This window comes from Kitasatospora sp. NPDC054795 (genome assembly GCF_053611565.1).
In genome coordinates this window covers 1-12,922 of record NZ_JBSHAP010000193.1, presented here as the reverse complement: position 1 = coordinate 12,922, position 12,922 = coordinate 1, and the positions used below count along the sequence as shown (strand labels likewise).

Here is a 12,922-nt window from a genome sequence, read left to right as displayed (position 1 = left end):
GACTCACGTCCACCCGGGGCCGGCCGTCGGGTACGGCTCAGCGCTCCTTGTCCACCGCCGGCAGCCCGGCCTGACCGGCGGTCAGCCGGCCCTCGGCGTACAGCCAGCGCACCGTGTCCGCCATGGTCTCGGCGGTCGGCCTCGGCGTCAGCCCCCCGGTGCTCGCCGCGGGGTCGACCGGGGTCGCACAGGCGCAGGTGTAGACGGCGCCGTACTCGGCGGGGATGTGCCAGGGCCATCCGCGCTGGAGCAGGGTGGCCAGGGCGCCGACCGGCAGCATGGCCCGGGCGGGGAGGAAGGCCGCGGGCAGCCGCCGCCCGGTGACCTCCCGCAGGGTCCGCACGTACTGCCGGGTGGGCAGGTGGTGGCCGGGTCCGAAGTGCCGGTCGGAGCCCGCCCTCGGCGTGGTCAGCAGCCGGGCGTGCAGCTGCGCGGTGTCCCGGACGTCGCCGACCGGGAAGCCGCCCAGCGGCCAGATCGGCATCAGTCCGCGCAGGGTGTTGCGCAGCCGGGCGTTCTGGTCGCCCAGCCCCGGGTCCTGCGGGCCGAGCAGCGCGGGCGGGTAGCTGATGACCACCGGCGCGCCGTCCCGCTGGTGGCCCCGCGCGATCCGCTCGGCCGCCGCCTTGGTCGCCATGTACGTGTCCCGGGGACGGCCGACCGGGGAGTGCTCCCCGAGCGGCTGTCCGGGGGACGGCAGCAGCGCGACGATGCTGGAGACGTGGACGACCGGATCGGCGCCCGACCGTCGGGCGGCGGCCAGCACCAGTTCGGTTCCCCGCTCGTTGGTCCGGCGCATCTGCGCGTTGCGCCGGCTGTCGAAGGAGTACACCGCGGCCGCGTGCAGCACGGCGTCGGCGCCGCGCACCGTGCGGGCCGCGTCGCCCTCGTCGGTCACGTCCCCGACGACCAGGTCGACGGCGCCCGGGTCCACCTCCAGCAGGCCCAGGACCCGCCCCGCGGCGGCCGGGTCGCGGACCAGCATCCGCACCCGGTGGCCGCCGCGGACCAGCGCCGCGACCGAGTGGATGCCGACGAATCCGGTGCCGCCGGTCACGCTCACCAACATCGGACCATCCCCCCGCTCAGCCGATCTCTTCCGGTTTCCCGCCAATGCCCCGGTGGAAGGCGCCGCCGTAGAACAGCAGCGCCTCCCGGTGGTCGGCCCAGTCCGAGGCGAGCACCTCGCCGAGGAAGATGGAGTGGTCGCCGCCGTCGTACTGCTCGGCGAGCTTGCACTCCAGCCAGGCCAGCGAGCCCGCCAGCAGCGGCGCCCCGGTGAACGGGCCGGGCTGCCAGTCGAGGCCGTCGAACTGGGCGGCCCCGCGCGGCCTGCTCTTGTTCGCGAAGTACCGTGCCAGGTGCTCCTGTTCGGAGCCGAGCACGGAGACCGCGAAGGACCTGGTCGCGGCGATCGCCTCGTGCATCGTCGCGGAGCGGGCCACGCAGCACAGCACCATCGGCGGTTCCAGGGAGACCGAGCTGAACGCGTTGGCGGTCATCCCGTGGACGTTCTCGCCGCCGGTGGTCAGGACCGTGACCCCGGTGGCGAAACGGGCCATCGTCTCGCGCAGGGCGCCCGGCAGGACGGCGCGGTTCGCCGCGGCCGCCGACGTCGCGCCCGGCGCCTGGGCGGGGGCCGGGGACCGGCCGTTGCCGATCACAGCGCCCGCCCCGTCCCGACCGGGCCGCCGGGCAGGGCCTGGGCGGCGAGAGCCCGCGCGACGGCCGGCCCCTCGGCGTACGGCACCAGCGCCAGGCGCAGCTCCTCGGGCACCCGGGCGGGAACGGTGGCCGTGTTCGGCCCGCGCATGCACGCGATCCGCTGTCGGCCGCGGGCGACCAGGTTCTCCTGCTCGCCGTCGATCCGCAGGTAGTCGAAGCTGAACTGGATCTGGGTCTGGGTCAGCTCCTCCAGCCGCATCCGGACCGACAGCTCGTCGAACGAGGTGATCTCGGCGAAGAAGTCGCACTCCACCTTGAGGGTGAACAGCTTCAGGTCGTCCCGCAGCTCGGCGAGCACCCCCGGCGCCTTGTCCTTGAGGAACATCTCCCGGCAACGCCCCTGCCAGCGCAGGTAGTTCACGTAGTAGACGTTGCCGACGAGGTTGGTCTCCTCGAAGCCCACGGTGTGCCGGATCTCGTAGTAGGCCGACATCAGTTCTCCTTCCCGACGAGCACCGCGAACAGCACCGGCTCCGTCCGGTCGTTGACGGTGGTGACCCAGGTGGCGACGGCCGCGTCGCCGGCGGACAGGACGACCCAACCGCCCGGGTGGACGCGGTCGAGCGTCAGCGCCTGGGTGGTCGCGCCGGACTTGCGCAGGCACTCCAGCGCGCTCCAGACCCTGGTGCCGGCCACCGCCGGGCTGCAGCCCGCCTCGGCCACCAACAGGTCCCGCAGGGCGAGTTGACCGGCGCCCAGCAGGGCGTCCCAGTCCTCGGCGCTCCGCTCCAGGACGGTCTCGACGTCGCAGGCGAGCCGCCCGGGTCCGGCCACCGCCAGGGTCAGGCCGGGGCCGTGCGAGGCCGAGACCGTGATCCCGTCGAGTCCGGGCCCACCGGCGAGTTCGGGCTTGCCGTCCGGCCGGTGGCGCAGGTCCACCGGCCGTCCCAGCGCCCGGCCGAGAGCGGTCGCGGTGCGGGCCCGGCGGTCCCCGTCGGCGGACTCCGCGGCGGATTCCGCGGCGGGCTTCGCCGCGGGCTCGACGACCACCGCGCGGCTGCCGCCCAGCACCCGCTCCAGGCCGCGTTCCAGGTACGAACCGAGCATCGCGGGCACCCACGGTCCGGCTCCGTCGCGCTTGCGGACGGCGACCAGGGTCAGCCCCTCCCAGCGCTCGACGACCTTTCCGGCCGGGGTGCGCACGTCGAGGTCGTAGACGTAGCTGTCCCCGTCCTGGGAGCGCTCCCTGGCGTCGAGCACCACGTACTCGGCGTCCTGGTCCGCCGGGTCGGCCAGCCAGAGCCGCTCGATGCTCTGCGGCAGCAGGGTGGCGTCCGGCACGCAGCACTGGATGGCGTGCATCATCGCGTCCCGGGTGCCGGGGTCGGCCAGTTGCTGGTCCTGCGGCAGGAAGGCCGCGAACCACGGCGCCGGGGCGGTGGTGGAGATCTCCGCCAGCGCGTGCCGGGCGCTCGCCCGCCGGTACTCCAGCAGGCGCTGGAACCGCTTGCCCTGGAAGAGCACGCTGCCGTACAGCTCGGTCACCGGGTCCACCGGCACCGCCGGCAGGCCGAATTCGACCGGCACCGGCGTCCCGGGCAGCTCGGGCCGCGGGTAGCGCAGCCGGGCCCGGAAGTGGTCGGCCGCGAACTCGGTGCCCTCGCTGCGCAGCACCACGTCCACCGTCCCGGGCTCCCGGACCAGCGCCGCGATCCGGATGGTGGTCGAGCCGCCCGGCCGAACCACCACGGGCCGGCGGAACTCGACGTCCTCCAGCAGCGGCGGACCCTGGTGCCCGCTCACCGCGGCGGCGACCTGGGCCATCGCCTCCATGCCGAGCACGGCCGGGAAGAGCAGGTCGTCCTGGAGCCGGTGGTCGGTCAGATAGGGGTCGCCGCCCTCGGTCAGCTCGGTCTCGGTGATCAGCTCGATGCCCGGGTGGTGCGCGACCACCCGCTCGACGAACCTGGTCAGCGGCAGCTCGCGCCGCTCGGTGGTGAGGGTGGGCAGGCCGCCGGCCCGCCCGCTGACCACCAGCACGGGGCCGGCCGAGGGGTCCGCGAGCACCTCGCGGAGCACCTGGATGCCGTTCTCGGTGGAGATCGGCGTGATGCCCTCCCGGATCAGCGCCTCGACGACGCCGAGCCGTTCGCCCATGCCCGCGCCCGACCAGACCGACCACTCCAGCGCGATTGCCCGGGCCCGCGGGTACCGGTCCTGGAAGCGGAGGGTCAGCTCGGTCATCCAGTCGTTGGCGGTGGCGTAGTGCGCCTCGCCGCGCAGTCCGGCCCGGCCGATGATCGAGCCGAAGGTGATCAGCAGCTTCAGGCGTTCCGGTTCGACGGCCGCCAGGACCGCCTCCAGGCCGTCGGTCTTGGGCGCCAGGGTCCGGCGGAAGTCCTCGGCGCTCAGCGCCTCCAGGGCGGCCGGCTGGTTGCGGCCGGCGCCGTGCAGCACGGCGGTGACCGGGCCGAGGCCGTTCTCCAGCAGGGCCACCGCGGCGGCGATCTCCTCGGCCGAGGTCACGTCGGCGCGGGCGTAGCGGTGGCGCAGGCCCGCGGCCTCCATCCGGGCGAGGTTCCCGGCGAGTTCGGGGTCGGTGGCCGGATCGGCGCGGCCGATCAGGGCCAGGGCCGCCCCGGAGTCCTGGGCCATCGCGATGGCGCACTCGGCGGTGATGCCCTTGCCGCCGCCGGTGACCAGGAGGACGTCCCCGGCGTCGAGCGGGGACCCGCCCTCGGTCGCGGGGCGCAGCTGCAGCGGCCGGAGCACCGGGACGGTCCGGCGCCCGTCCGGCTGGTAGCGGACCTCCGCGAAGCCGGCCGTGGCGGCGGTCTCGGCGACCACGCGGGCCACCGCCTCGTCACGGGCCGCGCCCTCGGGGGCGGTGTCGGCCAGCTCGACCACCGTGACCGGGACCGACGGGTGCTCCAGGTGCAGGGTCTTCGCCAGGCCGGAGGCCCCCAGCCGGTGCTGGACCACGACCAGCCGGGTGCCCTCGGGGGCGGCCAGGACGGCCCGCCCGGCGGTCAGGAAGAGCTCCGCCTCCTGCGGTCCGCACGCGTCGGGGAGGCAGAGCAGCACGCCGTCCCCGACGCCCGCCGCGGCGAGCGCGGTGCCAAGCGGTTCGGCGAGCGGGTGGCCGGGGGTGCTGTGCACCGTCCACCGCCCGGCGGGGGCGGGGTCCTCGGCAGGCTGCGGCCGGGCCGGCAGGACGGCCTCCCGGTGCTCGACCGCGAAGGGCCGCACCCACGGGGCCACACCGGCGACCTCGCCCGCCGACTGGCCGCCGTCCTGCGCGGTGTCCGCCAGCTGGTCGATCAGTTCGGCGATCCCGCCCAGGTTGACGGTCGCGTAGTTGGGCGTCGCGGCGAGCACGGGCCGGCCGAGCGCCCGGGTGACGTCGTTGACGATCTGGCCGATGGTGATGGAGCTCAGGTGCAGGTCGTCCATCGGGTGGGTCTGCGCGGTGACGGAGTCCAGCGGCAGTTCGACCCGCTCGGCCGCGAGCCTGCGCAGCAGTTCCAGGGTGGAGTCCGGGCCCTCGCCGGTGTCCGCGGACACCGCCGCGCCGGCCCGCTCGTCCCGGCCCGGCCCGCCGTCCGCCGCCAGCTCCGCGTCGATGGCCGGGGCCGCCTCGCAGGGGTTGGCCAGGAAGGTCATCGCACCGTCCGCCGGCAGCTGCCGGATCAGGCGGTCGCCGAACAGGGCCGCGGTCCGCAGCGGTACGCCGAGCACGAACGCGGCGCCGGCGACCCTGAGCAGCGGGCCGAGCGAGGCGCTGTCGGTGTCCACCGCCAGGGTGGTGAGGTTCGGGGCGATCTCCGCCAGCAGGCCGGACAGCACCCGGCCGGGGCCGACCTCCACGACCAGGTCGGCGTCGGCGACCGCCACGGCGGCGGCCTCCTGGAACCGGACCGGGAGGAGGACCTGTCCGCGCAGGACCTCGCGCAGGTCGGCGGACGGGTCCAGGAGCCGGCCGGTGACCGTGGAGGCGATCGGTCGGACGGGTTCCTGGAAGTCGAACCGCGCGAGCTCGGCGGCCATCGCGACCGCGGCCGGCTCGACCAGCGGCGAGTGGAAGGCGTGCGACACGTTCAGCCGGGTCGCCGTGACGCCCTCGCCCGCGGCCCGGCGGCAGACCTCGTCGACCGCCTCGGCGGGACCGGAGAGCACGGTCTGCCGGGGCCCGTTGTAGCCCGCGATCACCACGTCCTGTCCGGCGGACAGCCGGGTGGCCTGCTCCGGGGTCGCCGCCAGTCCGGCCATCGCGCCGCCGCCGCGGCTGGCCTGGGCCATCACCCGGCCGCGGATCGTGGCGAGGCGCACCACCTGTTCCTCGGTCATCGCGCCCGCCCAGTGCAGGGCGGTGAGCTCCCCGAGGCTGTGGCCGACGGCGGTGTCGGCCCGGATGCCGACCGCGTCCAGCACCCGCAGGGCGGCCAGGGAGCCGGTGACGATGCGCGGCTGGGCGACCTGGGTGGCGACCTGGTCGTCACCGGTGGGCAGGGCGGCGGCGCGGAACACCTCCTCCGCCGCGGCGAACCGGCGCCGGATCGCGCCGACGGCGCCGCGGCCGGAGCCCTGGCCCGGGAAGAGGTAGGCGATCCGGGGGGCGGTCCGGGCGTGGCCGAGGAAGATCCCCTCGCCGGCCGAGGACACCTCCCGCGCTCCGGAGTCGAGCAGGGCGAGCAGCCGTTCGAGGCCGCGCACGGCGTCGTCCGGGCCGGTCGCCACCACGGCGGCCCGCACCGGGCCGTCGGCGAGCCGGTCGGCCAGGGTGCCGGCCAGGTCCGCGAGTTCGGCCTGGGCCAGTTTCGGCACCAGGTCGAGCAGCCGGGTCAGCTCCGCGCGCAGCGCGGCCGTGTCCGCCGCGTCCAGCAGCAGGAGTTCGGCGTCCTGGCGGCCGGCGACCAGCCGGGTGGTGCGCGCGTCGAGCGCCTCGCGCCGGGTGCTGCCGGGTGCCTCGGCGAGGGTGACGTGGGTGTTGATCCCGCCGAAGCCCATGGCCGACACCCCGGCCCGGACCGGGTGGCCGGCCGGCCAGAGTTCGGCCTGGCGCGGGACGTACATCGCCGCCTCGTCACCGAGCAGGCCGGGGTGCGGGTCGACGTGGCCGGTGGCCGGGGGGATCACCTGGTGGTGCACGGCGAGGGTCGCCTTGATCAGGCCGGCCACGCCCGCGGCGGCCTTGGTGTGCCCGAAGTTCCCCTTGACCGTCCCGAGCGCGGCCGGACGGGCCGTCGGGTCCGCGGTGCGGCGGGCGGAGGACAGCGCCTCGATCTCGGTCGCGTCGCCGAGGGCCGTGCCGGTGCCGTGGCCCTCGAAGTACGAGACCGTCTCGACGCCGTAGCCGGCCCGCCGGTAGGCGCGGGTCAGTGCCAGCCGGTGGCCGCTCGCCTCGGGCCGGGTGATGCCGCCCTTGCCGTCCGAGGAGACGCCCCAGCCGCTGATGCTCGCGTAGATCCGCCGCCCCTGCGCCAGCGCGTCCCGCTCGCGCATCAGCACGAGCATGCCGGAGCCCTCGCCGGGCCAGAAGCCGTTGGAGTCCCGGTCGTAGACCTTCATCTCGCCGGTGGCCAGTGCGCCCGTCTTCGCGAAGCCGATCACCTCGAACGGGTCGATGGACAGGTCGACGCCTCCGGCGACGGCCACGTCCAGTTCGCCGTCGGCCAGTGCCTTCGCCGCCGTGACGACGGACAGCAGGGAGGAGGAGCACGCCCCGTCGACCGTGTAGCCGCCGCCGCGCAGGTCGAAGTGGTTGCAGATGCGGCCGGCGATGGTGTTGGCGAGGCCGCCGGCCAGCGAGTCCTCGTCGATGGCCGGGAAGGGCGCCTTGTACTGCGGCTCCAGCTCCTGGAGGAGCTTCGCGACGTCCTCCTCGGACCAGCCCTGGCCGCTGAGCGCGGCGGCCACCGTGCGGCGCACGTAGGGCCACCGCAGCCGCATGATGTTGGCCCGCGAGAATTCCCCGGTGAGGCTGTTTCCGACCACCACGCCGGTGCTCTGGTGGGGAAGTCCCGAGCCGTCCGGGAATCCGGCGTCGGCCAGTGCCTCGGCGGCCACGTCGAGGGCCAGCCAGTGCGTCAGGTCGGTCGCCCGGTACGTGCTTCCGGCGACGCTGTATTTGATGCGGTCGAACGCGTAGTCCCGCAGGACCGCGGCCTTTTTCGTGTAGTGCCGGTCCGGCGCACTCCGGTCCTCCGACCAGTAGTCCGCCTGGTTCATCCGCTCGTCCGGCAACCGCCGGAAGGCTCGACGGCCGCCCAGTACGTTGTCCCACAGTTCGCTCGCCGAATTGGCGTCCGGATAACGGAGGCCAATTCCTACGATAGCGATCCGCTCACTGCTCACGTATTCACCACCCATGGAGATGAATTGACGGCGAATCTCCTCGCCGACTCGACTCGCCTGCACTGTCGTCAAGAATGCATCTGCGGCCGCCCCGATGTCTTCTCCGAGTTTGCTTTCCGCCTGGTGGGGGGCACTGCTTTTCCATAACGGTGTGATTTCTCGGCCCCGCTATTCAATAACGCCGTCATTTCCGGAACGGGCCGCGCCCGTACGGACGACCGTGCCGGTGGACGTGCCGATGCCCGTGCGGACGGTCGTGCGGACGGCCGGGCGGGCAACCGTGCCGACGCCCGTGCCGATGCCCGTGCGGGCGGCCGGGAACGCGCCGAGGCTCCCGCCGGTCGGCGGGAGCCTCGGTCGTGCGGGGCCGTGCGCGGGGTCAGCCGTCGGCGGCCTTGGGCAGGCGGGCACCGAGCCGGGCGCCCAGCTCCCGGGCCGCCGTCAGGGCGGCCCAGGAGGTGAGCTCGATCAGCGCGGTGTCGCCGGGCCGGTCGCTCCGGAACTCGGCGACGAGGCCGTCGTCGACCTGGTAGGAGGCCTGGGCGGTCAGCAGGGCCAGCCGGCCCGCCGCACGCTGGTCCCCGGGCAGGGCCGACACCGCGTCCTCGACCCAGGCGCGGCTGATCCCCGGCGGTCGGCCGTCCCACCCGGCCAGCCGGTCCGTCACCAGGGCGCGGACGCCGTCCGGCACCGACCGGGCCCCCGCCGCGTCGATCGCGGCGGCCGCCCGGGCGAACGCGCCGGCGACGCTGGGGGTGCCCGCCGCCCAGCTCAGGTCCCCGGGCAGCGGCGCGGAGGGCAGCAGGTCGAGGGAGGTCCCGGCCGGCGGGGCGAGGCGCGCGCTGCGGCGCATCAGCCGGCCGAGGACCGCCCTCGCCGCCGACCGCGCGGCCGGCGGGAGACCGGCCGGCAGCGGGCTCTGCGCGAGGAACAGGTTGACCATGCGGTTCAGGTAGTGGAAGGTGACGGCCACGCCGAGCAGCTCGGGCGCCGCCTGCGCGGGGAACGGCGGCCCGTCGTCCGGCGCCTGCCCCCGGTCACCGTCCGACCGGAACCAGTCGGCCCACCCCTCGGCCGTCGCGCGGGCCGTGCCCGGGGCGGCGGCCCCGGGCAGCAGCGCGGCCAGCGCCGTGCCGTGCACCTCCACGCAGTACGGGCAGGCGTTGGCGGCCGAGACCGCCGCGGCCACCGCCTCCTTGGTCGCGCGGTCGACCCGCCCGCCGGCCACCAGGGTCTCCCGCAGCATCACCCAGGAGGCGGCGAGCACCTCGGGCGCGGCGGCGTGCAGCCCGATCGGCGGTGCCAGCATGCCGAACTCCCGCTCGACCTCGGCGAAGACGCCGGCCACCTCCTCCCCCGCGGCTGCGGGCCGCACCGCGTCGACCCGGTGGATCTGCGCCATCGACCTCCGCAGGGCCGACCGCAGGAACGGTGTCGTCATGTGCCTCCTCCTCGACGGCTCGATCCGGTGCCGGGGCCGGCTACCGGCGCATCAGGCCGGGCAGCTGCACCTGCACGCCGCGCCGCCCGCTGGTCGCACCGTCCGGCGCGGGAGCGCCGTAGACGACGTTCACGCCGCGCTCCCGCGCGGCCCGCACGATGCCGGGGATGGCGCGTTCGGCGAGCGCGGAGATCGTCAGCGCGGGGTTGACCGTGAGCGCTCCCGGGACGGCGGAGCCGTCGGTGACGAAGATGCCCGGGTGGTTGCGGAGTTCCTGCCGGTCGTCGAGTGCCGAGGTCTGCGGGTCGTCGCCGATCCGGCAGGACGCCAGCGGGTGCACGGTGTAGGCGCCCACCAGGTCGTTGGTCCACGGCATGACGCGGGCGAGTCCGTCGCGCTCCAGGATGTCCTTCACCACGGCGTCCGAATCGGCCCAGGCGCGCAGGGTGTTGGCGGTCGGCCGGTACGAGATCGACCCGCGCCCGAGCATCTGCTGGGAGATCCGGACGGCGTTGCCGGTGGGCGGCGGCGGCCCGAAGACGCCTTCGTTGTCGTCCTCGATCATGGTGAAGACGGTCAGCCAGGACTGCCACTGCCGGACCAGTTCCTTCTTCTCCACGCCGAACCAGCTGGGCCCGCTCGCGTCGGGCACCTGCGCCAGGATGGTGCCGAAGCCCGGCGGGAAGTAGAGCTGCTCCAGGGAGAACCGGGAGTGTTCCGGCAGCGATCCGTCGAGGTTGTCCCAGCTCGCCACGACCGGGCCCTTGCCGATCTGGTTGGCCTTGAAAGCCCGGCCGTCGGAGCGCTTGAGCCCCAGCAGGTCGCGGGCCTTCTCCTCGTCCACGATGGCCGTGTTGAGGCGTTCGCCGTTGCCGGAGAAGTAGCGGCCCACGGCGTGCGGCATGGTGCCCAGGGTCGCCTCGGAGCGCTGGAGGATGACCGGGGTGGCGCCGGCGCCGGCGGCGAGCACGACGATCTTCGCGTCGATCGTGCCGCTGCCGACGTGCACCCGGTAGTCCACGTCGTCGACGACGTCGTAGTGCACCCGGTAGCCGCCGTCGTCCGTCCGGGACAGCTGCTGCACCTCGTGCAGCGGCCGGATCTCGGCGCCGTGCGCGAGGGCCGCCGGAAGGTAGTTCAGCAGCAGGGACCGCTTGGCGTCGAAGCGGCAACCGGACATCATCCAGTTGCAGTTGGTGCACTTCGCCCGGTCGATGGCGGCCGGGACGGGGTTGGCGGTGCGTCCCGCGTGCTCGCAGGCGGCGGCGAACAGCCCGCCCGAGTACGTGACGTCGTTCCAGTCCTGCTGGGTGATGGGCAGCGCCTCGGCCACCCGGTCGTACCAGGGGTCGAGGACGTCCCGGTCGATGGCGGCCGGCCACATCCGGCGGCCGATGCTGCCGCGGCGCTCGAAGACGAACTTCGGGGCGCGCGGCATCGCGGCGAAGTACACCACGCTGCCGCCGCCGACGCAGTTGCCGCCGAGCAGGCTCATGCCGTCGCCCACCACGAAGTCGAAGATCCGGGTGTACGAGGAGCCGAGCAGGAAGTCGTGGTCGAAGTCGTCGGCCTTCAGCCACGGGCCGCGCTCCAGGATGGTGACCTTCGCGCCGCCGGCCGCCAGGTGGTACGCCGCGATCGCGCCGCCGAAGCCGCTGCCCACGATCAGGACGTCGGTGCTCTCGGTACTCGTCATGCGGGACTCCCTGTAGGCGTGGTGTCCGGGTGGGGGTCTGCCAGCTGCTTGCCGTACGAGAAGTCGGGGAACCGCCACAGGCCGTCCTCGTCGGGCTTCATGAACCCCATCGCCGTGAGGCCCGGGTGGCCCGCCGCGAGCGCGTCCGCGGTGTGCATGTGGGCGGCGGTGTCGAAGGCCATGTTGGCGAACAGCGCCAGCAGGACCCACAGTTCCCGTTCCTGGTGCTCCGTTCCGGTCAGCTCCTGCACCAGGCTGGTCCGGTCCGCGAACGGCAGCGCGACGAACGGCGGCACCGAGTCGTCGAGCCGCAGGCCGTGCCCGTCCGCGTACGTGCCGGCGTGGCGGTTGAGCGCCTGCACGTAGTCGTCCAGGGCGTCCGACAGTCCGGTCGCGGGGGTTTCGAGCAGTTCGACGGCGCCCGCCTGGACGGCACCGCCGCCGGTCGAGGCGCCGGCCACCGCCCGGTCGTCGGGCGAGCGTTTCTCGCCCGGGACGATCGTGTCCGCGAAGGCTTCGAGCGTCATGGTCCGATCATGGTTTCGATCTGAGGTAGGCGATCCCACCGGCATCTCCTCAGCTGCTTGTCGAAAAGCGGGGACGGCACACACCGGCCGATCCCGATTCGCATACGCGACTGTGGCATCGTGCGCGCAATGCGCTCCCGCCCGCATCTCTCGCGTTGCTGATGGCTCCCGACGCCGTTCAAACCCGACTTCCGGGATGTCTCACCGCTCGGGCTTGCCAACGGCACGTGCCGCCCGGCCCATTGCGGCTGTCATGTGCCTGCTGCTACGGTCTTCACTTGCTATGGCGGCGACACTTTTCAGCTTCGCCTTCCGAAGGGGGTCCTCCCTTCGCTTGCCCTGGCGCCTTCGACAGTCGGCCTGTCACCGCGGCCGTGACTTTCGTTCCCGATCATCGCAAGGGTGGAATTCTGTTCATCCGCAGGTGCGGCGGAGAAGCTGGAGTCAAAGATGACATCTGCCATCGAGCAAGCTGTTTCCCGGGCCATCGAAACCATGCACGACAACATCGGCGAGTTACTGACCATCGACGATATGGCGCAGGCGGCCATGTACAGCAAGTTCCACTTCTCCCGGGAATTCCAGCGGATGACCGGGGTGTCACCACGGCGGTTCCTCTCCGCCCTCCGGCTCGAAACGGCCAAGCGCCTCCTCGTCGAGACATCGTTCACGGTGACCGAGATCAGCCACCGCGTCGGTTACAACAGCGTCGGCACCTTCAGCTCGCGGTTCGCCAGCAGCGTCGGTGTGCCTCCCACCACCTACCGTCAGCTCGGGGGCTTCACCCCCCGGATCGAGATCGACTCGCGCGGCCTGGCCCGGAGCACGGAGCTCTCCACCTTCCGCGGCGAGATCCGGGCCCCGATCGCGGGGAACCTCGGCCTCGTGTACCTCGGGCTGTTCCCGACCCGGGTCCCCGAGGGCCGGCCCGCCGCGTGTACCGTCCTCCCCCATCCCGGCGTCTTCTTATTCGACCAGGTGCCGGCCGGCACCTGGTACCTGCTGGCACACTCCGTCCCGGCCGCCTTCGACGAGGTGCTGACGGGTGACCACCCCGTCTCGGTGGGATCGGTCGGACCGATCGAGGTGCGGCCGGACGTGCCGCTGCTGCCGATCGAACTGCGCCTGCGCCCGGCCCGCGTCCTCGACCCGCCGGTCCTGCTGGCGCTGCTGGACGCACGGACCATCGCGCAGACCGTACGGACCCCGATCACCGACACCGCCTGATCCGGCCCGGGC

Annotated in this window: 8 protein-coding genes; 1 reads left to right on the top strand and 7 read right to left on the bottom strand. The window is 73.9% G+C overall.

The genetic code is table 11. The annotated features are described in order from the left end of the window. Positions 1–37: 37 nt before the first annotated feature. From ACWGJO_RS38895 to ACWGJO_RS38865, 7 genes are all read right to left on the bottom strand, one after another. Entirely contained in the window at positions 38–1,069 is a 1,032-nt protein-coding gene (locus ACWGJO_RS38895; RefSeq protein WP_452190346.1) for an NAD-dependent epimerase/dehydratase family protein, read from the bottom strand. 16 nt (positions 1,070–1,085) lie between these two features. Next, the gene (locus ACWGJO_RS38890; protein ID WP_452190348.1) at positions 1,086–1,562 is read right to left on the bottom strand and encodes a flavin reductase family protein; all 477 of its coding nucleotides are present in this window, start codon (positions 1,560–1,562) and stop codon (positions 1,086–1,088) included. A gap of 98 nt (positions 1,563–1,660) precedes the next feature. After that, positions 1,661–2,158 carry an acyl-CoA thioesterase gene (locus tag ACWGJO_RS38885; protein ID WP_387694128.1) on the bottom strand — a complete coding sequence of 166 codons (498 nt, stop codon included), beginning with the start codon at positions 2,156–2,158 and terminating at the stop codon, positions 1,661–1,663. After that, positions 2,158–8,034 carry a type I polyketide synthase gene (locus tag ACWGJO_RS38880; RefSeq protein ID WP_452190344.1) on the bottom strand — a complete coding sequence of 1,959 codons (5,877 nt, stop codon included), beginning with the start codon at positions 8,032–8,034 and terminating at the stop codon, positions 2,158–2,160. Before ACWGJO_RS38880 ends, ACWGJO_RS38885 begins: the two co-directional genes overlap by 1 nt. 364 nt (positions 8,035–8,398) lie before the next feature. After that, positions 8,399–9,460 (bottom strand): carboxymuconolactone decarboxylase family protein, encoded by a 1,062-nt coding sequence (locus tag ACWGJO_RS38875; RefSeq protein ID WP_452190342.1) that lies wholly within the window; start codon positions 9,458–9,460, stop codon positions 8,399–8,401. Positions 9,461–9,500: 40 nt separating this feature from the next. Further along, positions 9,501–11,156, bottom strand: a complete 1,656-nt coding sequence (locus ACWGJO_RS38870; RefSeq protein ID WP_452190341.1) for a GMC family oxidoreductase N-terminal domain-containing protein — start codon at positions 11,154–11,156, stop codon at positions 9,501–9,503. Next, entirely contained in the window at positions 11,153–11,683 is a 531-nt protein-coding gene (locus ACWGJO_RS38865) for a DUF5987 family protein (protein WP_452190340.1), read from the bottom strand. The genes ACWGJO_RS38870 and ACWGJO_RS38865 overlap by 4 nt, the downstream gene beginning before the upstream one ends. A gap of 495 nt (positions 11,684–12,178) precedes the next feature. Between ACWGJO_RS38865 and ACWGJO_RS38860 the strand changes: the two genes are divergently transcribed. Next, entirely contained in the window at positions 12,179–12,910 is a 732-nt protein-coding gene (locus ACWGJO_RS38860; protein WP_452190339.1) for a helix-turn-helix transcriptional regulator, read from the top strand. Positions 12,911–12,922 lie beyond the last annotated feature (12 nt).

Coding starts and splice junctions, on each gene's coding strand:
- ACWGJO_RS38895 (WP_452190346.1), bottom strand. CDS start 1,069: ATGTTGGTGAGCGTGACCGGCGGCACCGGATTCGTCGGCATCCACTCG.
- ACWGJO_RS38890 (WP_452190348.1), bottom strand. CDS start 1,562: ATGGCCCGTTTCGCCACCGGGGTCACGGTCCTGACCACCGGCGGCGAG.
- ACWGJO_RS38880 (WP_452190344.1), bottom strand. CDS start 8,034: ATGGGTGGTGAATACGTGAGCAGTGAGCGGATCGCTATCGTAGGAATT.
- ACWGJO_RS38875 (WP_452190342.1), bottom strand. CDS start 9,460: ATGACGACACCGTTCCTGCGGTCGGCCCTGCGGAGGTCGATGGCGCAG.
- ACWGJO_RS38865 (WP_452190340.1), bottom strand. CDS start 11,683: ATGACGCTCGAAGCCTTCGCGGACACGATCGTCCCGGGCGAGAAACGC.
- ACWGJO_RS38870 (WP_452190341.1), bottom strand. CDS start 11,156: ATGACGAGTACCGAGAGCACCGACGTCCTGATCGTGGGCAGCGGCTTC.
- ACWGJO_RS38885 (WP_387694128.1), bottom strand. CDS start 2,158: ATGTCGGCCTACTACGAGATCCGGCACACCGTGGGCTTCGAGGAGACC.
- ACWGJO_RS38860 (WP_452190339.1), top strand. CDS start 12,179: ATGCACGACAACATCGGCGAGTTACTGACCATCGACGATATGGCGCAG.